This is a genomic window from Phaeovulum sp. W22_SRMD_FR3 (assembly GCF_052113705.1).
Taxonomy (GTDB): domain Bacteria; phylum Pseudomonadota; class Alphaproteobacteria; order Rhodobacterales; family Rhodobacteraceae; genus JBGQOG01.
This window is the reverse complement of sequence record NZ_JBGQOG010000002.1, coordinates 432,253-458,298: the sequence shown is the minus strand read 5'-3', so window position 1 is coordinate 458,298 and position 26,046 is coordinate 432,253. Positions and strand designations below refer to the sequence as shown.

General features: G+C 65.2%; 22 protein-coding genes and 1 tRNA gene. 11 read left to right on the top strand and 12 right to left on the bottom strand.

Going from position 1 to position 26,046, the window contains the following annotated elements; translation table 11 throughout:
• Positions 1-420: 420 nt before the first annotated feature.
• The 3 genes from msrQ to clpB form a co-directional block, all read right to left on the bottom strand.
• Positions 421-1,038 (bottom strand): protein-methionine-sulfoxide reductase heme-binding subunit MsrQ, encoded by a 618-nt coding sequence (gene msrQ / locus ACEN2S_RS04475; RefSeq protein WP_441862900.1) that lies wholly within the window; start codon positions 1,036-1,038, stop codon positions 421-423.
• Positions 1,038-1,952 carry a protein-methionine-sulfoxide reductase catalytic subunit MsrP gene (gene msrP / locus ACEN2S_RS04470; protein ID WP_441862898.1) on the bottom strand — a complete coding sequence of 305 codons (915 nt, stop codon included), beginning with the start codon at positions 1,950-1,952 and terminating at the stop codon, positions 1,038-1,040. The genes msrQ and msrP overlap by 1 nt, the downstream gene beginning before the upstream one ends.
• Positions 1,953-2,192: 240 nt before the next feature.
• On the bottom strand, positions 2,193-4,805 hold the full coding sequence (gene clpB / locus ACEN2S_RS04465) for an ATP-dependent chaperone ClpB (RefSeq protein WP_441862895.1): 2,613 nt from the start codon (positions 4,803-4,805) through the stop codon (positions 2,193-2,195).
• Positions 4,806-5,024: 219 nt separating this feature from the next.
• Between clpB and ACEN2S_RS04460 the strand changes: the two genes are divergently transcribed.
• The gene (locus tag ACEN2S_RS04460) at positions 5,025-5,231 is read left to right on the top strand and encodes a hypothetical protein (RefSeq protein WP_441862893.1); all 207 of its coding nucleotides are present in this window, start codon (positions 5,025-5,027) and stop codon (positions 5,229-5,231) included.
• Between the two features lie 68 nt (positions 5,232-5,299).
• Complete coding sequence (gene pyrF / locus ACEN2S_RS04455; protein ID WP_441862890.1) at positions 5,300-6,076, top strand: orotidine-5'-phosphate decarboxylase; 777 nt, start codon at positions 5,300-5,302, stop codon at positions 6,074-6,076.
• Positions 6,077-6,236: 160 nt separating this feature from the next.
• Here pyrF and ACEN2S_RS04450 read toward each other — a convergent pair whose 3' ends face one another.
• The 3 genes from ACEN2S_RS04450 to ACEN2S_RS04440 all read right to left on the bottom strand — a co-directional run bounded on the left by ACEN2S_RS04450 (position 6,237) and on the right by ACEN2S_RS04440 (position 7,823).
• Positions 6,237-6,560, bottom strand: a complete 324-nt coding sequence (locus tag ACEN2S_RS04450) for a hypothetical protein (protein ID WP_441862887.1) — start codon at positions 6,558-6,560, stop codon at positions 6,237-6,239.
• Between the two features lie 100 nt (positions 6,561-6,660).
• Positions 6,661-6,933 carry an NfeD family protein gene (locus ACEN2S_RS04445; RefSeq protein WP_441862885.1) on the bottom strand — a complete coding sequence of 91 codons (273 nt, stop codon included), beginning with the start codon at positions 6,931-6,933 and terminating at the stop codon, positions 6,661-6,663.
• The gene (locus ACEN2S_RS04440) at positions 6,930-7,823 is read right to left on the bottom strand and encodes an SPFH domain-containing protein (RefSeq protein WP_441862882.1); all 894 of its coding nucleotides are present in this window, start codon (positions 7,821-7,823) and stop codon (positions 6,930-6,932) included. Before ACEN2S_RS04440 ends, ACEN2S_RS04445 begins: the two co-directional genes overlap by 4 nt.
• A gap of 144 nt (positions 7,824-7,967) precedes the next feature.
• Here ACEN2S_RS04440 and ACEN2S_RS04435 point away from each other — a divergent pair, with 144 nt between their 5' ends.
• Entirely contained in the window at positions 7,968-9,230 is a 1,263-nt protein-coding gene (locus tag ACEN2S_RS04435) for a DNA polymerase IV (protein ID WP_441862880.1), read from the top strand.
• A 5-nt stretch (positions 9,231-9,235) separates the two neighbouring features.
• On the opposite strand, the gene ACEN2S_RS04430 is transcribed toward ACEN2S_RS04435, so the two are convergent.
• Positions 9,236-10,105 (bottom strand): N-formylglutamate amidohydrolase, encoded by an 870-nt coding sequence (locus ACEN2S_RS04430; RefSeq protein ID WP_441862877.1) that lies wholly within the window; start codon positions 10,103-10,105, stop codon positions 9,236-9,238.
• A 152-nt stretch (positions 10,106-10,257) separates the two neighbouring features.
• Here ACEN2S_RS04430 and ACEN2S_RS04425 point away from each other — a divergent pair.
• Together ACEN2S_RS04425 and ykgO are read left to right on the top strand one after the other, a co-directional pair.
• A tRNA-Val gene (locus tag ACEN2S_RS04425) sits at positions 10,258-10,332 on the top strand.
• 69 nt (positions 10,333-10,401) lie between these two features.
• Positions 10,402-10,527 (top strand): type B 50S ribosomal protein L36, encoded by a 126-nt coding sequence (gene ykgO / locus ACEN2S_RS04420; protein WP_161348375.1) that lies wholly within the window; start codon positions 10,402-10,404, stop codon positions 10,525-10,527.
• Positions 10,528-10,804: 277 nt separating this feature from the next.
• On the opposite strand, the gene ACEN2S_RS04415 is transcribed toward ykgO, so the two are convergent.
• Positions 10,805-12,427 carry a peptidoglycan-binding domain-containing protein gene (locus ACEN2S_RS04415; RefSeq protein WP_441862874.1) on the bottom strand — a complete coding sequence of 541 codons (1,623 nt, stop codon included), beginning with the start codon at positions 12,425-12,427 and terminating at the stop codon, positions 10,805-10,807.
• Between the two features lie 243 nt (positions 12,428-12,670).
• Between ACEN2S_RS04415 and ACEN2S_RS04410 the strand changes: the two genes are divergently transcribed.
• Both ACEN2S_RS04410 and ACEN2S_RS04405 read left to right on the top strand, forming a co-directional pair.
• Entirely contained in the window at positions 12,671-13,348 is a 678-nt protein-coding gene (locus ACEN2S_RS04410; RefSeq protein WP_441862872.1) for a response regulator, read from the top strand.
• Positions 13,335-14,819 carry a sensor histidine kinase gene (locus ACEN2S_RS04405; protein ID WP_441862869.1) on the top strand — a complete coding sequence of 495 codons (1,485 nt, stop codon included), beginning with the start codon at positions 13,335-13,337 and terminating at the stop codon, positions 14,817-14,819. Before ACEN2S_RS04410 ends, ACEN2S_RS04405 begins: the two co-directional genes overlap by 14 nt.
• Here ACEN2S_RS04405 and ACEN2S_RS04400 read toward each other — a convergent pair.
• The gene (locus ACEN2S_RS04400; protein WP_441862866.1) at positions 14,768-15,373 is read right to left on the bottom strand and encodes a cytochrome b/b6 domain-containing protein; all 606 of its coding nucleotides are present in this window, start codon (positions 15,371-15,373) and stop codon (positions 14,768-14,770) included. The two genes, ACEN2S_RS04405 and ACEN2S_RS04400, sit on opposite strands and share 52 nt — an antisense overlap.
• 231 nt (positions 15,374-15,604) lie before the next feature.
• Between ACEN2S_RS04400 and ACEN2S_RS04395 the strand changes: the two genes are divergently transcribed.
• The 3 genes from ACEN2S_RS04395 (at position 15,605) to ACEN2S_RS04385 (ending at position 19,161) form a co-directional block, all read left to right on the top strand.
• Positions 15,605-17,188 (top strand): ArnT family glycosyltransferase, encoded by a 1,584-nt coding sequence (locus tag ACEN2S_RS04395; RefSeq protein WP_441862863.1) that lies wholly within the window; start codon positions 15,605-15,607, stop codon positions 17,186-17,188.
• A gap of 156 nt (positions 17,189-17,344) precedes the next feature.
• A complete protein-coding gene (locus tag ACEN2S_RS04390; RefSeq protein WP_441862860.1) occupies positions 17,345-18,373 on the top strand; it encodes a diacylglycerol/lipid kinase family protein in 1,029 nt (342 codons plus the stop codon).
• Entirely contained in the window at positions 18,370-19,161 is a 792-nt protein-coding gene (locus tag ACEN2S_RS04385; RefSeq protein WP_441862857.1) for a metallophosphoesterase family protein, read from the top strand. Before ACEN2S_RS04390 ends, ACEN2S_RS04385 begins: the two co-directional genes overlap by 4 nt.
• A gap of 23 nt (positions 19,162-19,184) precedes the next feature.
• On the opposite strand, the gene ACEN2S_RS04380 is transcribed toward ACEN2S_RS04385, so the two are convergent.
• Positions 19,185-20,627, bottom strand: coding sequence for an aldehyde dehydrogenase family protein (locus ACEN2S_RS04380; RefSeq protein ID WP_441862932.1), 1,443 nt, complete (start codon positions 20,625-20,627; stop codon positions 19,185-19,187).
• Positions 20,628-20,814: 187 nt separating this feature from the next.
• On the opposite strand from ACEN2S_RS04380, the gene ACEN2S_RS04375 reads away from it, so the two are divergent.
• The gene (locus tag ACEN2S_RS04375; RefSeq protein ID WP_441862855.1) at positions 20,815-21,474 is read left to right on the top strand and encodes a peroxiredoxin; all 660 of its coding nucleotides are present in this window, start codon (positions 20,815-20,817) and stop codon (positions 21,472-21,474) included.
• A 69-nt stretch (positions 21,475-21,543) separates the two neighbouring features.
• On the opposite strand, the gene ACEN2S_RS04370 is transcribed toward ACEN2S_RS04375, so the two are convergent.
• Both ACEN2S_RS04370 and pnp read right to left on the bottom strand, forming a co-directional pair.
• On the bottom strand, positions 21,544-23,346 hold the full coding sequence (locus tag ACEN2S_RS04370; RefSeq protein WP_441862853.1) for an ABC transporter ATP-binding protein: 1,803 nt from the start codon (positions 23,344-23,346) through the stop codon (positions 21,544-21,546).
• Positions 23,347-23,861: 515 nt separating this feature from the next.
• Positions 23,862-26,009 carry a polyribonucleotide nucleotidyltransferase gene (gene pnp, locus ACEN2S_RS04365; protein WP_441862851.1) on the bottom strand — a complete coding sequence of 716 codons (2,148 nt, stop codon included), beginning with the start codon at positions 26,007-26,009 and terminating at the stop codon, positions 23,862-23,864.
• Positions 26,010-26,046 lie beyond the last annotated feature (37 nt).

Genomic DNA, 26,046 nt, shown 5'->3' with positions numbered 1-26,046 from the left:
TTCGTCCATCGAACCGGACCAAACCGCCCACATATCTCTTCAGTAATCCAAATTTTCAAAGAGCACAGAGACAAAATTAACTGACAGCGCTTCGTTACCTCAGCGCGCCCGCCAACCTAACCTCAATTTTATTCCGTTTGCTTTCAGTGCCTTGCGGCGCCTTCCGCTTCCCTCTGCAGTCTGTGCCGCTTCGGTGAGGGGGGTTCTACGGCCACACTCAAACCTCCGCAAGGCCCTTTTTCAAGAATTCTGCGATTTTTTCAAAATGCCTTATTTCACGACAATATCTTGGGGTTGGCGGACCGATGACCACCATGATTTCTGCGCTGCGGCAAGAATATGTCGCAAATCACCCCCTCTGACGCAGTGAAAAGCCGGGCCCCTTTGCAGAGGCCCGGCTTTTGCGGAACCATTCTGCCCTCAGGCCCGTTGCGCGGCGGCGCGGGGCCGCCATTTCGGGATCAGCCGCACCGCCAGGAGGATCAGCACGCCCGCCAGATAGAGCAAGGGCTCGGGCGGCCAGGCCTTGACCAGCCAGACGAAATGCACCGCCGCCAGCACCGCCGCCGGATAGACCAGCCAATGCAATTTGCGCCAGCGCGCGCCGCCCAGCTTCCGGATCGAGACATTGTTCGAGGTGATCGCCAGCGGCAAGAGCATCAGCGTCGCGCCCATGCCCAGCATCAGATAGGGACGCTTGAACACATCCGCCACCGCCTGCTGGGTCAACATCCCCATGTCGAGCACGAACCAGGCCACCACATGCATCACGGTATAGAAGAAGGCCAGGAGGCCGATCGCCCGCCGGTGCTTGAGCGCATTGATCCCCAGAAACCGCCGAAGTGGTGTCACCAGAAGCCCGCCCAGGATCAGCTGCAGGGCCAGCTTGCCCAGACGGTGCTCGATCTCGCGGATCGGGTCGGGGCCGATGCTGCCGGTGCTGACCAGCCAGACGATCCAGAGGAAGGGCAGCACCCCCGCCAGATAAACCGCCCAGCCGGGGATCTGCCGCAGCAGTTTGTTGATCCGGTCCTGCATCAGTAATTCTTGCTCAGGTCCATCCCGGCATAGAGCCCGGCCACCTGATCTCCGTATCCATTGAATTTCTCGGTCGGCACCCGGCCAGCAAAGAGGCCCGCGCCGATGCGCCGCTCAGAGGCTTGGCTCCAGCGGGGGTGATCCACTTCCGGGTTCACATTGGCATAGAAGCCGTATTCCCGCGCCGCCATGTTCTTCCAGGTCGCATAGGGCTCGGAATCGGTCAGCGTGATCTTCACGATGCTCTTGATGCTCTTGAAGCCATATTTCCACGGCACCACCAGCCGGATCGGCGCGCCATTCTGCTTCGGGAGTTCCTCGCCATAAAGGCCGGTGGCCAGAATCGTCAGCGGATGCATCGCCTCATCCAGCCGCAGCCCTTCACGGTAGGGCCAGTCCAGAAGGCGCGAGCGCTGCCCCGGCATTTCTTCCGGCCGCATGACCGTCTGGAAGGCCACATATTTGGCACCGGACTGCACGCCGACCTTGTCCAGCAGGCTGGCGAGCGGGAAACCGATCCAGGGAATCACCATCGACCAGGCCTCGACGCAGCGGAAGCGGTAGATGCGCTCCTCGAGCGAGACACCCTTGAGGATGTCATCGAGACCATAGGCGCCGGGGCGGTCCACCAGCCCGCCGATTTCCACCGACCAGGGGTCGGTCGTCAGGCCCTTGGCATAGGCGGCGGGGTCAGACTTGTCGGTGCCGAATTCGTAGTAATTGTTGTAGGTGGTGATCTCTTCATAGGTATTGGGCGCCGCATCGGTCGAGAGGGGCGATTTCGCCGCCGCGATCTTGGCTGTGGCGGGCAATGTGCTGGCCAGCAGCCCTGCCCCGGCGCTGGCCATCAGCGACCTGCGCGACAGCCAGAGAGATTTCGGGGTCACATCCGACCATTTCGGGTCACGGGTCATTGTCGCATCCTCCGTCGCGGCTACTGGCTTCAAGATAGCGCGCCATGGCAGCGCGTCATCAATCCATACGCCGGGACGGGGGGATTTGTTGCAGCGCGCACGGGGCTGTGATGAAAAAACGCCGATATTCGCGCGCCGGGGCGGCGGCGGATGCCTCCGGCGGGGATATTTAAGATCAGGCAAAGGGCAAAAAGGGGCGGCGGTTTCCCGTCGCCCCCTGTGATGTGTCTGATGATGGGCTCAGTGCACCAGCTTGACGGCCGGTTTCTCCCGCGCCGAGCGCGAGAGGCGGCTGCCCACCGCGAGGCCCTCGGGACCCGCGCTGACCGGCACGGTATCGCCGTCTTTGACATCCCCCGCGAGGATCATCTCGGCCAGCGGGTCCTGCAGGCTGCGCTGAATCACCCGTTTCAACGGGCGGGCGCCAAAGACCGGGTCATAGCCTTCATCCGCCAGCCATTGCCGCGCGCCATCGTCGAGATCGAGGGTGATCTTGCGCGCCGCCAGCCGTTTCTCCAGCCGCTTCATCTGGATGGTGACGATGCCATCCATATTGTCGCGGTTCAGCCGGTCAAAGATGATCGTCTCATCCAGGCGGTTCAGGAATTCGGGGCGGAAATGCGCCCGCACCGCTTCCATCACCATCGCCCGCGCCTCGGTGCCGTCATTGCCCTCGGGCAGATGGCTGAGCGCCTGGCTCCCCAGGTTCGAGGTCAGCACGATCAGCGTCTGCTTGAAGTCAACGGTGCGGCCCTGACCATCGGTCAGCACGCCATCATCGAGCACCTGCAACAGCACGTTGAACACATCCGGATGCGCCTTTTCCACTTCGTCGAAGAGGACGACCTGATAGGGACGCCGCCGGACCGCTTCGGTCAGCACACCGCCCTCATCATAGCCGACATAGCCCGGAGGCGCGCCGATCAGCCGCGAGACCGCGTGCTTCTCCATGAACTCCGACATGTCGATGCGCACCATCGCCTGATCGTCGTCAAAGAGATATTCGGCCACCGCCTTGGTCAGCTCGGTCTTGCCCACGCCCGTCGGCCCGAGGAAGAGGAACGAGCCCAAGGGCCGGTTCTCATCGTTCAGCCCCGCGCGCGCGCGCCGCACCGCGTTGGAAATGGCGATCACCGCCTGTTTCTGGCCGATGACACGACGCCCGAGTTCTTCCTCCATTTTCAGGAGTTTCTCGCGCTCGCCTTCCAGCATCTTCGACATCGGGATGCCGGTCCAACGCTCGACCACTTCCGCGATCTGCTCGGGCCGGACGGCTTCTTCCACCATCAGATCCTCGCGGCTCTCGGCGGCGGCCAGCTGTTTCTCCAGCCCCGGGATCACGCCATAGGACAGCTCGCCTGCTTTCGCCAGATTGCCCTCGCGCTTGGCCTGTTCCAGCTCGGCCCGCGCCTTCTCGAGGTTTTCCTTCAACCCGCGCGATGCTTCCAGCTTGTCGCGTTCCGCCTGCCATTTGGCGGTCATCTCGGCCGAGCGCTGCATCAGATCCGCCAATTCGCGTTCCAGCTTTTCCAGCCGGTCGATCGAGGCGGCATCGTCTTCCTTTTTCAGCGCCTCGGCTTCGATCTGCAATTGCAGGATCTGCCGGTCGAGCTGATCCAGCTCTTCCGGTTTGCTGTCGACTTCCATCCGCAAGCGGCTGGCCGCCTCATCCATCAGGTCGATGGCTTTGTCGGGCAGGAAACGGTCGGTGATGTAGCGATGGCTGAGCGTGGCCGCCGCCACCAGCGCCGAGTCGGAAATGCGCACCCCATGGTGCAGCTCGTATTTCTCCTTGATGCCGCGCAGGATCGAGATCGTGTCCTCGACCGTCGGCTCCTCCACCATCACCGGCTGGAAGCGACGGGCCAGGGCCGCGTCTTTCTCGACATATTTGCGGTATTCATCCAGCGTGGTGGCACCGACGCAATGCAACTCGCCCCGCGCCAGCGCCGGTTTGATCAGATTGGCCGCATCCATCGCGCCATCGGATTTGCCCGCGCCGACCAAAGTGTGCATCTCATCAATGAACAGGATGATCTCGCCCGCCGCCGCCTCGATCTCCTTCAGGATCGACTTCAGCCGTTCCTCGAATTCACCGCGGTACTTCGCCCCGGCGATCAGCGCGCCCATGTCGAGCGCGAGGAGCTTCTTGTGACGCAGGCTTTCGGGCACATCACCGCTGATGATGCGCAGGGCAAGGCCCTCGGCAATCGCGGTTTTCCCGACGCCGGGTTCCCCGATCAGCACCGGGTTATTCTTGGTCCGGCGCGAGAGCACCTGCATCGTGCGGCGGATCTCTTCGTCGCGGCCGATGATCGGGTCGATCTTGCCCTCTTCGGCGGCCTCGGTCAGGTCGCGCGCATATTTCTTCAGCGCCTCATAACCTTCTTCGGCATTGGCACTGTCGGCGGTGCGGCCGCGGCGCACGTCATTGATCGCGGTGTTGAGCTTTTGAGCGGTGACGGCGCCTGCATCCAGCGCATCTTTCGCGCGGGTGTTCACCAGCGCCAGCGCCATCAGGATGCGTTCGGCGGGCACGAAACTGTCGCCCGCCTTTTTGGCGACCGTCTCGGCCTCATCCAGCACTTTCACCAGCGTGGTATCGACATAGACCTGCCCATCGCCACCGCCGACTTTCGGCTGCTTGGCGACCAGCGCATTCACCGCCTCCACCACGCGCGCGGGTTCCCCCCCGGCGCGGCGGATCAGGTTTGAGGCCAGCCCTTGGTCATCATCCATCAATGCTTTCAGCAAATGCTCCGGCAGCACCCGCTGGTGCCCCTCACGCAATGCAATCGTCTGAGCAGCCTGCACGAACCCGCGCGAGCGCTCCGTGAACTTTTCCATGTTCATCGGTATCTCCTTCCAAAAAGCCCCCGGCTCCTCGCCGCCCCTGAGGCACGGCACTTTCCGGGTCTTGAGAGAAAAGTGGCGTGCCGGGCGGGTGGGTTCAAGGCCCCCGCCCGGCCGCAGGACGAAAATTCCCGTCTCCGACAGGCGCCGCGCAACTCTTTGGTAAGGGCCCGCGTTGATACTGGAGCCAGTCCGTATCAGTGCCAGAGGGAGAGAGTGATGAAACAGACCGCCATCCGCATTGCCCAAGTGTTTTACGACGCGCTGCGCCAGCGTTTCGATGCCGTGGTCGAGTTCTTCGCCCCCGGCATGCCCGAGCCGATGCGCATCCCCGTCACCCTGAACGCGCCGCAGAACATGGACCATGCCCGGCTGACCCGTGCCCTGGCCCGCGAAGCCCAGCGCGACGCCATCTGGCGCTATTGAACCCGGCTTGGTCTTGACGGATCGGGGGCAAGCCCGCATGACGGGCCAACCCTGAACCGGAGGCCCAGATGTCCGCAGCTATTGCCACTTCACCCGCAGATGCCAACACGCCTGCGGGCGCAAATCCCCCCGCCGATGACCGCCTCATCGTGGCGCTCGACGTGCCGGATGCGCTGGCGGGCCTCAAACTCGCCGAAACCCTGGGCGATGCGGTCTCTTTCTACAAAATCGGTCTGGGCATGCTGACCGGCGGCGGTCTCGCCCTCGCCAATGAGCTGAAGGAAGAGCATGGCAAGCGCATCTTCCTCGACATGAAACTCTTTGACATCGGCGCGACGGTCGAGGCGGCGGTGCGCGGTCTGGCGCGGTTCGACCTCGATTTCCTGACCGTGCACGGCGATCCGCATGTGGTGCGGGCGGCGAAAGAAGGGGCGGGCGGCAAGGATATGAAGATCCTCGCGGTGACCATCCTGACCTCGCTCGACCGCGCTGATCTGGATGCCGCGCTGATCCGCGAGGGCGCGATCCCCGATCTGGTGGTGGAACGCGCCGCCCGCGCTTTTGAGGCGGGGGCCGATGGCATCATCGCCAGCCCGCAAGAGGCGGCACTGATCCGCGCGCTGCCGCAGGCCGAGGGGCGGCTGATCGTCACCCCGGGCGTGCGTCCGGCAGGGGCGGCATTGGGCGATCAGAAACGGGTGGAAACACCGGCCTCAGCCATCGCCAATGGCGTTGACCATATCGTGGTGGGCCGCCCGATCTGGCAGGCCGCCGATCCGCGCGCCACAGCGCTGGCGATCCTCGCAGAACTGAACTCGCCCGACGCCCAACGCCGCAGCCTCTGACGCGCCAAGGGGGTGAAACGCCCACGGGGCCTTCCCCCAAATGACAAGGCGGCGGCCCCGAACCCGGAACCGCCGCCCGCCATGAGGCAGCGCATGAGGCGACACGCCCGACCCCATCTGACAAGAGCCGCCCCCGTCACCGGAGGCGGCTCCAATCGTGTCAGTTCCCGGCAGTCGGGGCCTGCGGTGCGGCGTCAGGGGCCGGAGCCGGCACTTCGGTCGGTGCGGGGGCCGGCACTTCCGACGGGGTTTCCACCGGCGTCTCGGCCGGGGCCGGTGCGGCATCATTGTTGATGGTGATCGAGCTTTGCGGCGTCTCGGGTGCGGCACCGTTCACGCCCGAGGGGCTGTCGCCGGACACGAGCCAAACCACGACACCCAGCGCGACGACGATCGCGCCCAGAACGAAAAAGATGCCGCCATTGCCACGGCGCTCAACGACATGCGGCGCATTGGCCGGACGGTTGTAGTCTTCGCTTTGCATGACTTCCTCCTGAAATCCTTGTTCAGAAGGGCAACGCGCGGCCAAGGCCGGGGTTCCACAGCAAAAACCGCGGAAAACGCAGGTGGCGGGAAACCGCCCGTCAGTTGTCGTTGATGTCTTTCTTCCAGATTTTCACCTGACCGGGCCGAACGCCCACCAGCCGCCGCAGCACGATCCAGGCCACGAGGGCGACCACCGCCATCACCAGCACCATCAGCGGCCAGCTGCCCCCGAGCACCCCCGCCCAGATCAAAAGCCCCACCGCCACCGCGCCCAGCGCAAAGCCGAGGAACACAAAGCCCGGCAGCAGCATCTCGACCACGCCCAGCGCCACGCCCCCCGCGATCCAGACCCAAGCCGCCTGCCAGATCATTTCGCGCGCCCCTGCAAAAGCTTGAACGCATCGCCAAAGGCGTCGAGCGCGGCGGTGGGCAGCAGGATCGTCTGTTTGCCCGCCCCCGTCGCCACCGCCGACAGCGCCTCGACCTGTTTCAGCGCCACCTGATATTGCGCCGCCTCAATCCCGTTGTCCTTGATCGCCTGTGACACCACCCCCGTCGCATAGGCCTCGGCATCCGCCGTGATCCGCCGCGCCTTGGCCACCTGCTCGGCGGCATAGAGTTCGGCATCGGCTGAGAGTTCCACCGCGCGTTTCTTGCCCTCCGCCTCGGTCACCTGCGCCCGGCGCGCGCGCTCGGCGTTCAGCTGCTGCATCATCGCCGCCCGCGTCGCCTCATCAAGGTTCACATCCAGAATCTCGGCCCGCGTCACCTCGATCCCCCAATCATCCACCATCGCCGCCACCTGCTCGCGGATCTGGCCGATCAGCTGGTTGCGGTTCGACTGCACCTGATCCAGCTCCATCTTGCCGATTTCCGAGCGCACGATCCCCGCCACGGTGGTGGCAATCGCTGCATCCACATCGCGGATCCGGTAGACGGTCTTTTCCGGCTCGGTGATACGGTAAAACACGCTGGTCTCGACCTTCACCAGCACGTTGTCGGTGGTGATCGCATCCTGCTGCGCGGTGGGCAGCTGCCGCTCCAGCACCGAGATCTTATGCGCCACCCGGTCGAGGAAGGGCACGATGAAGTTGATGCCGGGCCCCAGCACCGCGCGCAGGCGGCCAAACCGCTCCACCACATGCTTTTCCGACTGCGGCACGATGCGCACGCCGCGGGTGATGACCACGATGATAAAGATCGCCAGGGCAATCATCACCACATTGTCGCCGATCAACGTCCCCAGAAAGTTACTGTTCATCCCGCGTCCCCCCAAAACCATTGCGCCCACCTTGCCACTCCGCGCGGTCCGGGGAAAGGCCCGCCACATCGAAGCACGCGCTCTTGTCCCCCTCGCCTGCCGGACTGCGCCGCGCTAAACTGCCCGCTCACCCCGGAGTGCGCCATGCCCGCCCTGTGCCGCGATTGCTTTGCCATCTATGAGACCGCCCCGCGCCGTTGCCCGGCCTGCGGGCGACCCAGATTGCTGAGCCACCCGGAACTCTTCCGCCTCTCGATCGCGCATCTCGATTGCGATGCCTTTTACGCCAGCGTGGAAAAGCGCGATGACCCCAGTCTGGCCGACAAGCCGGTGATCGTCGGCGGCGGCACCCGCGGGGTGGTCTCGACCTGTTGCTATATCGCGCGGATCAAGGGCGTGCGCTCGGCGATGCCGATGGGTCAGGCGCTGCGGCTCTGCCCGGAGGCGGTGGTGATCCGGCCCCGTCACAGCCATTATGCCGCCGTCTCGGCGCAGATCCGCGCCCGGATGGAGGTGCTGACGCCGCAGATCGAACCCCTGTCCCTCGATGAAGCCTTCCTCGACATGACGGGAACCGAGCGTCTGCACGCTGCGCCGCCCGCCGTCATGCTCGCCCGGCTGGCGAAACAGATCGAGGATGAGCTGGGGGTGACCGCCTCGGTCGGCCTCGCGCATAACAAGTTTCTGGCGAAAATCGCCTCGGATCTCGACAAGCCGCGCGGGTTTTCGGTGATCGGCGTCGCCGAGACCGCCGATTTTCTGCGCGACAAGCCGGTGCGGATTCTCTGGGGCGTGGGGGCGGCCACGCAAACCGCGCTGGCGGCGGCGGGCATCCGGACACTGGCCGACATCCGGCGGCAGGATCCGGCCGGGCTGACCCGGCGCTTTGGCGCGCAGGGCACGCGGCTGTGGCATCTGGCGCATGGCGAGGATGCCCGGCGGATCAGCCGCGATCATGCGCTGAAATCCGTCTCGAAAGAGACCACGTTCAACACTGACATCTCGAATGCCGAGGAACTGGCCGCGCATCTGTGGCGGCTCTCGGTGCAGGTGGCCGACCGGATGAAGGAAAAGGGCCTCGTCGGGCGCTGCGCCACGCTGAAACTGCGGCGGGCGGATTTCACCAGCCTGACGCGGCGAATAACGCTGGATGAGCCGGTACAACTGGCCGATGCGCTCTATCGCGCGGGTGAACCCCTGCTGCGGGCGGTGCTGAAAACCGAGAAAGGGGCGTTCCGCCTCATCGGCATCGGCTATACCGACCTGGCGCCGGCGCCGGGCAGTGACCCCATCGGCGACCTTCTGGATCCGCAGGCTGCGACCCGCGCCAAGGCCGAGCGGGCGACCGATGCGATTCGGGCACGCTTTGGCGATCAGGCGATCATCAAGGGCCGTTCGATCACCTGACCCGGCTATTCCGCCGCCAGCGACAGTGATTCTTGTCCCAGCCCGGCGATGATCCGCCCCATCACCCGCCCCATCATCAGGCGGAAGGTCTCAAACTCCGGGCTGGGCCGGATGCTGACCTCGTCCATATAGAGCGCGCGGTCGATCTCGATCTGCACCGCATGCCGCCCCAGCGAAGGGCGCCCATAGGATTGCGTGATATAGGCCCCGGCAAAGGGCGCATTGCGGCTGACGCGCAGACCCTCGGCGCGGAAGGCTGCCTCGACCAGATCCATGATCCGCTGATCCGCACTGGCGCCATAGCGGTCGCCCAACACGATCTCCGGCGGACGTGGCCCCAGCGCTTCCAGCGCCTCATGCGGCATGGAATGCACGTCGAACAGAACCGCCCGGCCGAAATCCTCATGCGCCTCATGCATCAGCTGCGCCAGCCGTGCGTGATAGGGCCGCCAATGGGTGGCAATCCGCGCGTCCGCCTCGCTGACATCAAGTTTTCCAGTGTAAATTGCGCGTCCGCCCGCCACCACGCGGGGCACCACGCCAAGGCCTGCCGAGATGCGCGGGTTCAGCGCGCGCGGCCGCAGACCGGCAATCAGCGCCGGATCCAGCTCTTCCTCACCGCGATTCAGATCAATCCAGGCGCGGGGGGCCACCGCCGCCAACAGCGGCGCCCCGATCAGCGGCACCGAGTCGAACAGGCGATCCACAAAGGCATCTTCTGACGAGCGCAGCTGGCGGGTATCCAGCCCGGTACGGCGCAACAGCATCTCAGGATAATCGCGGCCCGAATGCGGCGACGACACGACGACACCAGAACGCCAGACCGATGGCAGCACCAGACGATACGCATCGGTTCTGATCGCGGTTTCCGCCATTCGCCCTCCTGTTACCTGTCCTCCTTATACAGGGATTTTCTTTTCCGCCAAAACCCCCTTGAAAGCCCCGCCGACTCCTTTTATAGACCCGCAGACCGACGCGGTTCCGCCCGCTCTTTAGCAATAAAGAAAAGGCAGGGTCCGTTGGATGTGGGCGGTTAGCTCAGCGGTAGAGCACTACGTTGACATCGTAGTGGCCACTGGTTCGATCCCAGTACCGCCCACCATTCATTCACCGCCTCCTTCGGGGGGCCCTTTGTTTCAAGGCGCACGCGCGCCGCGAATGGGAGAAGACCATGAAGGTCCGGAACTCGCTCCGCTCGCTCAAGCAGCGTCATCGCGATTGCCAGGTCGTGCGCCGCAAAGGCCGCATCTATGTGATCAACAAGACGCAAAAACGCTTCAAAGCCCGTCAGGGCTGAGGCGAGAGACTTCGGTCTCTGGCGACAAAAAGACCGCCTCGGGCAACCGGGCGGTCTTTTTCTTTGGGTCATAGGGTCTTTGCCTCAAAGGGTCTTTGCGCCCGTGGGACTTTGCGCCCGTGGGCCTTTGAGCCAGAGGTTCCTTGCGCCCTTCGCGCTTTGGCGCACAGGGTTTGGCGGCACGCCCGCCCAGATCAGCGGTGTGACGAAACCGCCCCGGACCATGACCTGAACCATGGCCCGAACCACCACCCGGGACCGCGCGGCGATCGTTGCGTCAGTTCCCGCCCAGCACCGCATCCGCCAAGAGGCGCACCACCGTGCCTTCGTTCAGATAGCCGCTGACCGGCAGGCCGCGCGCATTCTGATAGCGCCGAATCGCGCGCCGCGTCTCGGCATCAAACACCCCGTCCACCTTGCCCGGCTTGAGACCCTGCGCCGCCAGACGTTGCTCGACGATCAGCCGCGTCTGCCCCGAGAGGCCCAGCGCGGCCTCGCCCCGCTCTGCCGCCGCCGTGGCCGCATCGCTCTGCCCCAGCCGCGACTGCGCGGTTTCGGCATAGGCGCCTTTCGGGAAATCCTTGAGATAGGCACGGTAGCCCGCCTCGGAATTGGCTTGCTCGGCCTTGGCCCAGGCCGCCCGGTCCTTCTCTGCGGAAGCCGCCGCGCGCTGATCGTCAAAGACCTTCAGCCGCTCCTGCGCAATCTCGGCATAGACCCCGTCGGGGTATTTCTTCACATAAGCACGCAACCCCGCCTCATCGCCTTTGCTGCCGGTCACATCCCAATAGGCGCGGTCCTGACGGTCCTGCTCTTCCTGGCGTTTTTGCGCCTCGGCCTCGAGGGCCGCGGCCTTCACCTCGGCCTGATCCGCAATCTCGCGGACCTGCGCGCCTTGCAGATAGCCGGTGGCGGCGTAACCGTTCTTGACCTGCCAGCTGCGAATCGCCGCGCGGGTGCCGGGGCCGAACAAGCCGTCGATGCCCTTGGTCGAATAGCCGATCAGCGTCAGGCCGCGCTGGATTTCGCGCCGTTGCTCGCGCCCCAGCGTCAGGGCGATCTCATCCGCCTCACCGGTGGCCAGGGCCGCCTCGGGTTCGGGCGGCAGAGCGGCGGGCGGCGGCGTGGGAGCCGGGGCGGGGGCGGCACCCGCCGCCGCCTGCGGGCGGAACGCCACCATCGGCGCGACAAAGCCGGAAATCCGCAAACCCGGATCCGTCGCGGCCAGCGCTGGCAAGGACACGCCGCGCTGCCCCAGTGCCCCGCGCGCCAGTTTGGCAATCGCCGCCGGCGCGCCCTCGATCACCGTCACCCCTTGCGGAATAGAAAGCGTTCCCAGACCGGGGCGCAACCCGGCGCCCAGCGCCATCTCGCGCTCGCCCGCGCCGATCAGCACAACCGCGCCGCCCGGTGCTTGCCCGGCCAAGGTCAGCACGACCGACAGATCCAGCCCCCCGGCGGCGACATCGAGCAGGTTCGGCTCGGCGGCCGGGGTGCCCAGAAACCAGCTTTGCGTCCCGGCGGCGTTTTGCGCGAAATAGCCCGAGAGCAGGATCACCCGCCGCCCCGGCCGCGCTTCGGGGGCCAGCAGTTTACCGGCCAGCGCGCGCATCGCCTCGCCGCTCAGATCCCCGCCCGAGACCACCGTGAACCCCGCCGCCGTCAGCGGCGCCACCGCATCCAGCGCATCCTCGGCCGCCGCCACCCGCGGCGCATCCGCGTAACGGGCATTGCCGATCACCAGCGCCCGGTCCTCCGCCGCGGCCATCGGGGCCAGCAAAAGCGCCAGCACCCCAGCCCCCAGCGCCCCTGACCCCTGCCCCCATCGCGCGGCACGATGCCGCCCGGAAACACCCACGCCAGCGCGCAGCTTCTGGCCTGCAACCGTCAATTTCCGCATTTTGCATCCTCCCGTCGGGCGACACGCCGCCCCGTCCTGCATCTGGTCCGCAGGCCCAACGCGCGGCGCTGCGGTTTCGGTTCCCTGCCCCCCCGTTCCCATGGCGCGCCCAACAGGCGCCCGGCCCCCGTGCAACCGTGGCGGCGGGCCAGCGGCGGCGGGGCGGGTCTGCGCGCCCATGCCGCTTTCCCCCCGCCGCCGTCTGGTGCAAGACTGGCATGAATCGCCCCAACCGGAGGTTTCATGCGCCTGTTGCTTGTCGAAGACGACCCCACCGCTGCGGCCTATCTGATCCGTGGCCTGCATGAGGCCGGACACCATTGCGACCATCTGGACAATGGCCATGATGCACTGTTTCACGCCGCGCGCGAAGCCTATGACGTGCTGATCGTTGACCGGATGCTGCCGGGGCTCGACGGTCTCTCGCTGGTCAAGGCGCTGCGGGCCGCCGGGCAACGGGTGCCGGTGCTGTTCCTGACAGCACTCGGCGGGATTGAGGACCGCGTCGACGGGCTGGAAGCGGGCGGCGATGACTACCTCGTGAAACCTTTCGCCTTTGCCGAGCTGATGGCCCGCGTGCAGGCGCTCGCCCGCCGCCCGCCAGTGCAGCAGCAGCAAACCGTTTTGCAGGTGCTCGACCTTGAGATGGACCTCTTGCGCCGTCAGGTCCGCCGAGGTGGGCAAAAGCTTGACCTGCTGCCGCGCGAATTCATGCTTCTGGAGCTGCTGATGCGCCACGCGGGCCGGGTCGTCACCCGCACGATGCTGCTCGAACAGGTCTGGGAATTCCATTTCGACCCCAAGACCAGCGTCGTCGAAACCCACATCAGCCGTTTGCGCGCCAAGATCGACCGGCCCTTTGCGGTCGCCCTGCTGCACACCGTCAAGAACGCCGGATATTCCCTGCATGCGCCGGATTGAAGCCCTTCGCAGCACCCCGGTCCGGCTGGCATTGACCTTTGCCGGGCTGATGCTCAGCTCAACCATCCTTGTCGGCGCCATCGCCTATGCCACGATGAGCACGCAGCTGGCACAGCGGCAGGATCAGCATATTGACGAAACCTTCAACCTGCTGTCGGAGGCCGCGCGGGAGCATGGCAGCGCCGAACTGATCGAAGAAATCGAGGCGCGGATCAGTGCCAACCCCGAAAGCGGCAATGTCTATCAGCTTGTGGACGCCACGGGGCAGATCCGGGTGGGCAACCTTCAACGCCGCCCCAGTGACCTGCCGCCCGGCTGGAGCAGTCTGCGGGGCCAGCAACTCGGCCTGGCGTCCGACATGCAGTACCGGGTTTTTATGGGCACTGCGGGGGCGTTCACGCTGATCGTCGGCCAGGATCAGATGGAACTGCACGAACTGCGCGAAGTCTTCCTCGGCACGCTGGGATGGTCGGTTATTCTGGTGTTGTTCACTGCTCTCGCGGCCGGGCTGACGCTGGCCCGTCGGGTCCGCGACCGTATTGACGCGATCGAAACCGCCATGAGCCGGGTGGCCGAGGGCGATCTGGGGGCGCGCATCGCTCTGTCGCGGAACCATGATGACATCGACCGGCTGGGCCAGCAGATCAACGCCGCGCTGTCGCAGCTGGAGCAACATGTCGAGGCTGTGCGGCAGGTCAGCGCCGATATCGCCCATGATCTGCGCACCCCGCTGAACCGGCTGCATCTGCGTCTGGAAACGGCCCAGCGGCGGGTCGAGGCCGCGGGCCAGCCCCCTGAACTCGCGGCAGAATTGCAGGAGGCCCTGCAGGAAAGCGACCGTATCAGCGAGATCTTCGCGGCCCTTCTGCGCATCGCCCAGATCGAGAGCGGCAGCCGACGCGCGCATTTCGCGCCGCTGGATCTGGCCGAACTGACGGCACAAGTCACCGAGATCTATACCGAAGTCGCCACCGATGCCGGGATGGTGCTGCACTATATGCCCCCCGCTTCGCCACAATGGCTGGAAGGTGACCGCGATCTGCTGATGCAGCTGCTGGCCAATCTGATCGAGAACGCGCTGCAACATTGCCCGAAGGGCACCGAAATCACCGTGGCCCTCGCGCGCGACGGGCAGCAGGTGCGGCTTTCCCTCACCGACAATGGCACCGGCATCCCCGAGACGGAGCGGAACCGGGTGTTGCAGCGCCTCTATCGGTTGGAAAAAAGCCGCACCACACCCGGCTCGGGCCTTGGCCTCAGCCTCGTCAAGGCGGTGGCTGATCTGCATGGCGCCAGCTTGCGGCTGGAGGATGCCGCGCCGGGGTTGCGGGTGGAGCTGCTGTTTACAGCAGCACCCCCGGGACAGGGCCGGCCAGCGCCGGCCTCCCCGGGTCGGCCGGTTGGGTCAGCGGGTGCGGATCAGCCGCGCAGCGACCACATGGAGCCAAGCGACAGGCTGCGCAACAGGTGATGCAGGACAGCAAGGCTGGCATGGGCGATCAGATAGACCCAGACCAGATTGGCCAGTGCGAAATGCACCAACATCACCGGCATGTCGTCCGGCTCGGCCGAATGCAGCCCCAGATTGACCTGAATGAAGTAAAGCGTGCCGCTCAGCGCCATTGCCGTCATCAGCAACAGGCCCAGCCCATGCACCGCCGAAGCCAGCGGGCTGTCGATGTCCGGCTCGGGCAGGCGCAGACGGGTGATCGCTTTGAGATAATGACCGATATCGCGGAACACCGCCGCCCGGCGACTGCCCGAGAACCACGGGAACAGCGCGCCGAAGGCCGTGCCCTGACGGCGGCCCAGAATGACCAGCCAAAAGCCCAGCGCCAGCGCCATCGCCGTCAGCCCCGCATAGCGGTGCAGCTGAAACAGGGCGTCCCCGGCGGATTCCTCATCCGGGCCGTCCATCACCAGGCTGGTGACCAGCTGGGTGATGATCGCGAGGGCCAGCGCCCCGTGAAAAAACCGCGTCGCCAGATTGTGGCGCGGCGCGGTGGCATTCAAACCGTCAGTCATTGTTTTCCTCATGCACAGGCCCGTGGGGCGATAGCGGCACCCTGAGCGCGCGACCTCACCACCACCTTGCCGGGGGGTTACAAAATTGTAAGCCAAACGGTTTTATCTGGCCGTGCACGCCGTTTTCGTGGTTTTGCGGAAACATCAGGGGTCTGGTGTGCCGGGTCCCCCCTCACCGACCCTGGCGCCCGGCTGCCGCCGAGCGCCCCCAGGAAGATGTACGGAGCTTCGATGCGCCTGAGCACCCGCTACCCTTTGCTGATTGCTCTGGCGATCTTTCTCGCGCTCGCGGTGGCGATGCTTCTGCTGCGCCCGCTCCTCGCGATTGACGAGACGCGCTATGTCACCGTCGCCTGGGAGATGTGGCAGGGCGGCTCCTCGCTCGTGCCGCATCTGAACGGCGAGATTTACGGGCATAAACCGCCGCTGCTCTTCTGGCTGATCACCCTTGTCTGGCAGGGCACCGGGGTCAGTGAGACCGCCGCCCGGATGGTGGGGCCCGCCTTTGGCGCATTGGCGATCTGGCTGACCTACCGGCTGTCGCTGGCGCTTTGGCCGCGCGGCGGCGCGGCGGAGGATGGCGGCACCATCGGCACCGAGCGGGCGGGGGCGGCCGCGCTCATCCTTGCGACCGGCGGGATTTTTCTCCTCTACGGCTCGATGACCATGTTCGACACCATGCTGACCTGCGCCACGTTGATCGGCATGCTGGCGCTGGTGGCGATGCGGCGGGCGGACACCGCGCGCAGGGCGCTGCCGCAGGCGCTGCTCCTTGGCGCGGCCATCGGCTTTGGCGTCTATGCCAAAGGGCCGGTGATCCTGCTGCATCTGATGCCCGCCGCCCTTCTGATGCCGCTCTGGGCCACCGACGTGCCGCGCCCGCCGCTGCAACGCTGGTATCTGCATCTGGCGCTGGCGATCGGCGTGGCACTGGCACTGGTGGCGCTCTGGCTGGCGCCCGCACTGATCTTCGGCGGGGCGGAGTACCGCGAGGAGGTGCTCTGGCGGCAAAATGCCGGGCGGATGGTCTCGGCCTTTGATCACCGCAAGCCGTTGTGGTTCTTCCTCGCGCTCAGCCCGTTCTACCTCTGGCCCTGGGGCTGGAGCCGGGCGGCATTGTCGCGTCTGTCCCCGCTCCGGCTGATCCGCAGCGAGACCGGACGCCTGCTCAGCCTGTGGATCCTCGCGGCCTTTGTGGCCTTCAGCCTCATCAGCAGCAAACAGGCGCATTACCTGATGCCCGAACTGCCTGCCCTCGCCCTGCTTCTCGCCCCCGCCATGCCCTACCGCACCGGCCCGACGCTGCGGCGGCTGCTGCTGTTGATCCCCGCCGCCATCCTGCTTGTTGCCGGGGGCGCGCTCGCCACGGGCATCGTCTCGCCCGACCAGACCGAGGGCGTCGCCGTGCCGGTTCTGCGCTTTCTGGCCGGGGCGGCGGTCTTTGTCCTCCTCGCGCTTTTCCTGTGGCGGGCGGCAAGCGACCGCGCGGCCGTGATGCTGGTGGCCCCCGGCACCCTTTTGATGCTGCACCTTCTGGTGGCCTTGCCCAGCGGTCAGCCCATCGCCGACTGGCTTAAGGCGCATGAAGCCACCGGCATTGCACTGACCGAGGGCGATTATCAGGGCGAATTCACCTTTCTCGGCCGTCTGACGCAGCCGATGCCGGTGCTGGAAACGCCGGAGGCACAGGCCGAATGGCTGACCACCCATCCCGCCGGAGCCTTTCTGGCGCGCAACCCGCTGCCGGGGCGGACCGCCACGCAAGAGATCCGCTTTCGCGGCGCGCTCTGGCATCTTTACGCAGCAGCCCCCTGAGGATCGCCTGCGCGGGGGGGGGGAGGGCCAGCCTCCCCGCCCCTGATAAGCCCCCTCTCCCTAAAAATCTGACCGCATGAGGCAACGAATTCAGCCTTACAGCGTTGGCCCCGGAACCCGAGCCCCCATCCGGGCCCGGACCCCGAGGAGGTGCCAATGCCCGATCCGCAAACCCTGACCGCCCCTGAAATGCCGCCCCTGCTGCCGGCGAATGATCCTGCGACGCCACTGGCCGCGGTGAACGCGGATGGCGCGGCGCGGATCTGCGTCATCGCCAATGCCGCCTCGGGGCGCAACAGCCATGACGCGGAAGCCATCACCCGCGCGATGGCGGTTTTTGGCGACCGTGCCGAATTGCGGTACTGGTCTACCGACACCGATATTGCCGAAGATGTCGAACGGGCGCTGCGCGACGGGTTCGACACCATCGTCGCGGCGGGGGGGGACGGCACGGTGATGGCCATCGCCTCGGCGATGATGGGCAAGGATGCGGCGATGGCGGTGCTGCCGCTGGGCACGTTCAACTATTTCGCCCGCGGTCTCGGCCTGCCCGAGGATCCCGAAGCCGCCGCCCGGCTGATCCTGCAAGGCGGCCACCACCGCATCGCGGTGGCCACGGTCAACGGGCAGGTGTTCCTCAACAACGCCAGCCTCGGCGTCTATCCCTCGATCCTGAAAGAGCGCGAGACGACCTATGCCCGCTTTGGCCGCCACCGGATTGCCGCCTATTGGTCTGTGGTGAAAACCTTTTTGCGATTTCAGCGGCCGATGCAGGTGGTGCTGACCGCCGATGGCGTCGAAACCCGGCTGCGCAGCCCGCTGATTTTCGTCGCCCGCTCGGCCTATCAGCTGGACTTCTTCGGCCTGAAGGGCGGCGATGCGATCTCGAACGATGCTTTCGCGCTGTTCGTGGCCCGGGACCGCGGGCGGGCGGGGCTGTTTCGTCTGGCCTGGCGGCTGATCCGGCGGCAGCTGCGCCCCGGCGACGGGCTTGAACTGATCCGCGCGCGCGACATCACCATCTCCACCCGACAGAAAAGCCCGCTGATCGCCTTTGACGGCGAGAAGGGCCGGATGCGCAGCCCGCTGACCTTCAAGATCGAAACCGAGGCCCTGACCATCATCGCGCCGGAAAACCCGATTCCCGAGGCAGAGGGGACCGCCCCCGGAGACCACAGCGGATGAGGCGGCTGCTCCATCTCTCCGACCTGCATTTCGGCCGCACCCGCGCGGATCTGCTGGAGCCGCTGATCGCGCAGGTGAATGCGCTGAAACCCGATCTGATCGCGATTTCGGGCGATTTCACCCAGCGCGCCCGCATCAGCCAATATGAACAGGCGGCGGCGTTTCTGACGCGGCTGACCGCCACGGTGCTCGCGGTGCCCGGCAATCACGACACGCCGCTGGACAATATCGCCGTGCGCTTCCTCAATCCCTGGGGCCGCTACCGCCGCTATATCCACCCCGAGACCGAACCGGTCTATCACGACGAGGAACTGGATGTGGTCGGGGTGAATACCGTCAACCGGTTTTCCTGGCAGCGCGGGCATCTGTCGCGCAAAAGGCTTGACCGGGTCTGCGCCGCTTTTGGCCCGGAATCAGCGCAGACCACGCAGGTTGTGGTGCTGCACCACCCGCTGGAGCATCAGGCCGAAACCACCAAACAGCTGATGCAGGGCGCGCGCCGCGCTCTGGGCGGGCTGAGCGGCTGCGGCGCGGATATTGTCCTGTCGGGCCATCTGCACAACACCCATGTCGGGCCCTTTACCGCACAACCGGGGCTGTTGTTCGTGCAGGCGGGCACCGGGCTCTCCACCCGCGTGCGGGGAGAGAGCAACACGTTCAATTGCCTCGACATTCACCCCGGCCGGGTCGACATCACCAGCTACCGCGCCGAGGACGATCCGGTGTTTGAGCCCGCCGAGACCGGACAATTCCGGCGCCATGAGATGGGATGGTCGCGCGCCGGTTAGACGCGCGACCCGGGGGGCCGGTCTCAGGCGGCGCCATCCCAGCCCGAGATCGACTTCACATCGAGGAATTCCTCAATCCCCCAATGGCCGCCCTCGCGCGCGCGGCCCGAGGCCTTGACGCCGCCGAAGGGCGCGCCCGCGCCGCGCCGCATGCCGTTCATCTCGACCATACCGGATTTCAACAGCCGCGCCAGACGGTTACGCCGCGCGCCATCGGCTGATTGCACGTAATTGGTCAGGCCGTAGATCGTGTCATTGGCCAGTGCCAGCGCCTCTTCCTCGCTGTCAAAGGGCATCATCGACAGCACCGGGCCAAAGATCTCTTCGCGCACCACGCTCATGTCCGGGGTGACATCGGCAAAGACCGTGGGCCGAATGAAATAGCCACGGTTCAGCCCCTCGGGCCGTCCCGGACCGCCCGCGACCAGCCGCGCGCCCTCGGCAATGCCCTTTTCGATCAGCCCCTGGATCTTGCTGAACTGCACCTCGGAGACCACCGGGCCGATATGCGTGCCGGGCGAATGCGCCGTGGCCACCTGCGTTGCTTCGGCGGTCTCGCGGGCAATCTCGACCGCCTCGTCGTAAAAGCTGCGCTCAACCAGCATCCGGGTCGGCGCGTTGCAGGACTGGCCCGAGTTGTAAAAACACGACCGCACGCCGCGCTTCACCGCCTCGGCGCCCGCATCGGCAAAGACGATGTTCGCCCCCTTGCCGCCCAGCTCCAGCGTCACTTTTTTCAGCGTCTCGGCGGCGGCCTTGGAAATCGCGATTCCGGCACGGGTGGAACCGGTAAACGAGATCATCTCGACATCGGGATGCGTCGACAGCTGCATGCCCACGCCCACGCCATCGCCGTTGACCAGATTGAACACCCCGGCGGGCAGCCCCACCGCGTGCACGATCTCGGCAAAGACCAGCGAGGAGAGCGGTGCCACCTCGGAGGGTTTCAGCACCACGGTGCAGCCCGCCAGCAGTGCCGGGATCGCCTTCAGCGTCACCTGATTCATCGGCCAGTTCCAGGGCGTGATCAGCCCGACCACCCCCACCGGCTCCAGCGCGATCATGCTGCCCGGCGCGTGATCGCCGAGCGGACGGAGGAAGGTGACATCTTTGAAAGCCGTGATGAAGTTCTCGATGTGATAGGCCCCGGCCTCGGCCTGATCGTCAAAGGCCATATCCATCGGCGCGCCCATCTCCAGGCTGATCGCCCGCGCCATATCGGGCTGGCGACGGCGGTATTCCGCGAGGATTCGCGTCACCGCTGCCAGACGTTCGGCGGGCGGCGTGGCGCTCCAGCCCGGCAAAGCGGCTTTGGCGGCGGCCACGGCGGCATTGGTATCCGGCGCATCGCCGAGCGAAATCACCGCGCAGGGCTCTTCGGTCGAGGGATCAATCACCTCGCAGGGGCGCGCGAGAGTGGGCGCAACCCAGGCGCCGTTGATGTAGAAATCGGGATAGCTGAGCATGGTGTTCCTCCATTTCGCCCATAGCGTGGCATTGCCACCGGCGACAGGCAACCGGATGGGAGATAATTCCATCCATCTGCCCTGATGCCACAGATTCTTCCCGTTTTTCTGCTGCTTTAAGGCAAGGGGGTGAAACTTCGTTCTGTATCACCTAGGTTCAGCTGCGAGAACAAAGAAGGAGACCACCATGGGTCTGCGCATCAACGATACCGCCCCGGATTTCACCGCCGACTCGACCGCCGGCAGCCTCTCATTTCACGATTGGATCGGCGACAGCTACGCCATCATCTTCTCGCATCCGCGCGATTTCACGCCAGTCTGCACCACCGAATTTGGCGCCGTGGCGCAGCTGGTGCCGGAATTCGCCAAGCGCAAGACCAAGGTGCTGGGCGTTTCGGTCGACTCGGTCGCCGATCATGAGAAATGGAAGCGCGACATCGAGGCGTTCTCGGGCGCGCCCGCCGATTTCCCGATCATCGACGACAGCAGCCTGACCGTGGCCAAGGCCTATGACATGCTGCCCGCCGATTATTACCTGCCGACCGAGGGCCGCACCCCGGCGCATTCAGCCACCGTGCGCACCGTCTTCATCATCGGGCCGGACAAGAAAGTCCGCCTGACGATGACCTATCCGATGTCGGTCGGCCGCAACTTCGCCGAGATCCTGCGCGCGCTGGATGCCGTGCAGGCGACCGATGGCGTTCCCTTCGCCACCCCCGCCAACTGGGTGCCGGGGCAGGATGTGATCGTGGCCCTCTCGGTACCGACCGATCAGGCGACCGAGCGCTATGGCCAGCTGGACATCAAGCTGCCCTATCTGCGCTTTGCCAAACAGCCGAAGGCCTGAGGCCCGCCACAGAGAATCGAAAAGGGCGGCGGATCACCTGCCGCCCTTATGCGTTCTGCCCCCTGCAGATCACTCCTCCGGGGCCACGCCCTGCCCCGGCGCGAACTGCCGGTTGTAAAGGTCGGAAAAGGCGCCACCCGCCGCCATCAGCGCCGCGACGCTGCCCTCTTCCTTGACCTGTCCGGCCTCGATCACGCAGATCTTGTCGGCATCCATCACGGTTGAGAGGCGGTGCGCGATCACCACCACCGTCCGCCCCACCGAGAGCCGCGCAATCGCATCGCGCACCAGCACTTCGGAATGGGTGTCGAGCGCGCTGGTGGCTTCATCAAGCAGCAGGATCTCGGCGTCGCGCAGGATGGCGCGGGCAATCGCCAGCCGTTGCTTTTGCCCGCCCGAGAGGAAGGCGCCGTTTTCGCCCACCGGCGTCGCATAGCCCTCCGGCAGCGCTTCGATGAACTCATGCGCATTGGCCGCCCGGGCGGCGCTGAGCACATCCGCCTCGGTCGCGCCGGGACGCCCGATGGCGATATTGTCATAGACGCTGGCCGAGAACAGGAAGGTGTCCTGCCCCACAAAGGCGATCCGCTCGCGCAGCGAGGCAAAGCTCGCCTGTTTGATGTCCTGCCCGTCGATGGTGACCTGACCGCTGTCGGGGTCATACATCCGCAGGATCAGGTTCAGCAGTGTCGACTTGCCGCCCCCCGAGGGCCCGACCAGCGCCGTCATCCGCCCCGCCGGACAGGTCAGCGACAGGCCCGAGACCACGCGCTTGTCCTCGCCATAGCTGAAGGTCACGTCCTCAAAGCGGATCTCGCCCGGTCCCGGCCGCAGCGTCACCGGGTTTTCGGCCTCGCTCAGCGTATCGGGCGCGTCGAGAAGCTCGAACATCAGCCGCACCCGCGACATGTTCGCCTCAACGCTCACCCGCATCCGCGACAGGCGCTTGGCGGGCTCATAGGCCATCAAGAGCGCGGTCACAAAAGACATCAGCTCGCCCGCGGTCGAGCGGGTGCCGCCGATCATATCCACTGCCGACAGCGCCACCACCCCCGCGATCGCAAAACCCGAGAGCGTTTCCATCAGCGGCGAGGTGATCGCCTCCAGCCGGGCGACAGCATTGGCGCGCTGCTCGACATTGGCGACAGCATCATACATCCGCCGCCGCATCTGCGCTTCCAGCCCGAATGCCTTGATGATGCGGATGCCCCGCGCGGTCTCCTGCACCACTTTGATGATTTCGGCCAGCGAGGTCATCTCATGCTGCATGATGGCGCGCACCTTGCGCAGAATGATCCGCATCCCGAAGATCGAGATCGGCCCCACCACCAGCGAGACCAGCGACAACAGCGGCTGCTGATAGACCATCACCGCGATCAGCCCCACCAGCGACAACAGATCCCGCACGAATGAGGTGACGAGGATGTCGATCACCGCCCGCGCCGCCTGCGCCGAATTGGTCACCCGCATCAGAAGATCCGAGGATTCGGTAAGGTTGAAGAAAGAGACACCCTGCCGCAGCAATTTATCAAACAGCTTGCCCTGCTGTTCCGCCACGATCCGGTTGCCCGCGCGCGTCAGCGAGATTACCTGCACATAGGTGGCGATGCCCTTGATGGTGAAGATCGCCGCCACCCCCCCTGCCACCAGAAACACCCGGTTCAGGTCATCGGAATCGGTCATCGAATCCACGATGTCCTTCATGATCCAGGCGGTCCCCGCCGTGGCCGCCGCCACCACGATCATCGCCAGAATCGCCATCCCGTAGCGCGGCAATTGCTGGCGCATGCTGTCCTTCAGCAACCGCCGCATGTGCGATTCGGCCGTTCTTCCAAATAGCGCGCGCCGCATCTTGCGCAGGGTCTCTGCCATCGTGCTTTCCATTCTATTGTGGCATCGCCGTCACAATGCCCGCATCCGGCATCTGCAGCCAGGCGCGCCCTCTGCATCCCGCCAGCGGGTTGCCACATTCGCGTGCCTCAGCTTGGGGGCAAGCTACCGCCATACATCATTCCTGCACCATGGGCGTTCAAGCCCCGGCCCTTCAGCCGCTTTCTAACCGAGCCCGCCGCTGTCTGCCAGCCAGACCAGCGCACAGCGCCGTTCTGCTGCGCCCTCCGGCCCACCTGCCGCCAGCGTCGACCCGCTGCGTTGCCGTGCGGCGCGCGCGGGAGATCAATTTTCGCCTGCATGAACGGGGTCCGTCGCATCCGCGAAGCCTTCGGTGATCCGCGCCAAAAATCAACCCGCAATTGCCCCCCTGCGGAGGGCCATCCGGCAGAAACGGGGCCTGTCCTGCGCCATCGGGATGCCCCGGGACAGGTCCGTCCGGCCACAAAAAAGGCCCGGGCGAGATGCCCGGGCCTTTTCTGACATCGTGTCGAAACTCAGGCTTCGGATTCTTCTTTCGCCCGCTCCGCCGAGATTTCCTCGCCGGTTTCCTGATCGACCATCTTCATGCCGAGGCGCACCTTGCCGCGATCGTCAAAGCCGAGAAGTTTCACTTTCACTTCCTGGCCTTCTTTCAGCAGCTCGTTCGGGTGGTTCAGACGCTTGTTGGCAATCTGGCTCACATGCACGAGGCCGTCGCGTTTGCCGAAGAAGTTCACGAAAGCGCCGAAATCGACGAGTTTCACGACTTTCCCGGTGTAAACTTGGCCTTCTTCCGGCTCTGCCACGATCGAATAGATCATGTCATAGGCCTTCTTGATGCTGTCTGCATTGGCCGAAGCGATCTTGATGATGCCGTCGTCGTTGATGTCGACCTTGGCGCCCGAGACTTCCACGATTTCGCGGATGACCTTGCCGCCCGAGCCGATCACTTCCCGGATCTTGTCGGTCGGGATCTGCATCGTCTCGATCCGCGGCGCATGCGCCGAGAATTCCTGACGACCGGCGGTCAGCGCTTTCGCCATCTCGTCGAGGATGTGCAGACGGCCGTCTTTCGCTTGCGCGAGGGCCTGCTCCATGATCGCCGGGGTGATGCCCGCAACTTTGATGTCCATCTGCAGCGAGGTGATGCCTTCGGCAGTCCCGGCCACTTTGAAGTCCATATCGCCGAGGTGATCTTCGTCGCCGAGGATGTCGGTCAGCACGGCATATTTGCCGTCATCTTCCAGGATCAGACCCATGGCAACGCCGGCCACCGGTGCTTTCAGCGGCACGCCCGCATCCATCATCGACAGCGAACCACCGCAGACCGAAGCCATCGAGGACGAGCCGTTCGATTCGGTGATCTCCGACACCACACGGATGGTGTAGGGGAAGTCGGTCGCTGCCGGCAGCACGGCTTGCAGCGCGCGCCATGCCAGTTTGCCGTGGCCGATTTCACGACGACCGGGCGAACCCACGCGGCCCACTTCGCCGACCGAATAGGGCGGGAAGTTGTAGTGCAGCATGAAGTTCGAGCGGCTGTTGCCGTGCAGCGCGTCGATGATCTGCTCATCGTCGCCGGTGCCGAGCGTGGTCACCACCAGACCCTGGGTTTCGCCGCGGGTAAACAGCGCCGAACCATGGGTGCGCGGCAGAATGCCGACTTCCGACACGATCGGACGCACGGTTTTCGTGTCGCGGCCATCGATGCGGGCACCACCATTGATGATGTCGCCGCGCAGGATCGAGGCTTCCAGCTTCTTGAACGCCGAACCGAGGTTCGCATCGGCCAGTTGCTCGGCCGAGAGCGATGCCTTGGCTTTGTCGCGGGCTGCCGAGATCGCTGTGACGCGCTCTTGCTTGTCACGCAGGGCGAAAGCCGCGCGCATTTCGGTCTCGCAGGCCGCTTTCACAGCGCCGTAGAGGGCCGAGTAATCCGCCGGGGCGAAGTCAAACGGCTCTTTCGCGCATTCTTCGGCGAAGTCGATGATCATGTCGATCACCGGCTGCATCGCGTCATGGCCGAATTTCACCGCGCCGAGCATTTCGGCTTCCGACAGCTCATAGGCTTCGGATTCCACCATCATCACGGCGTCTTTGGTGCCCGCGATGACCAGATCCAGCCGCTGCTCGGGGTTCGAGCGCAGGTGGTCCATATCGGAGACTTCCGGGTTCAGCACATATTCGCCGTTGGAGAAACCAACGCGGGCCGCGCCGATCGGACCCATGAAGGGCACGCCGGAGATGGTCAGGGCCGCCGAAGTGGCAACCATGGCAACGATGTCGGGATCATTGACCAGATCGTGGCTCAGCACGGTGCACATCACCAGAACTTCGTTCTTGAAGCCGGAGACGAACAGCGGGCGGATCGGACGGTCGATCAGGCGGGCCGTCAGCGTTTCTTTTTCGCTGGGACGGGCTTCGCGCTTGAAAAAGCCGCCGGGCACTTTGCCCGCGGCATAGTATTTCTCTTGGTAGTGCACGGTCAGAGGGAAGAAATCCTGACCCGGCTTTTGCTCGCGTGCAAAGGTCACGTTGGCCATGACCGAGGTCTCGCCCAAAGTGGCGATGACCGAGCCGTCGGCCTGACGGGCGACTTTGCCGGTTTCGAGGGTGAGCGTTTCATTGCCCCACTCGATGGATTTCCGAGTAACGTTGAACATTCGATTTCCTAATCCTGCACGGGGACCCTCCCCGCGC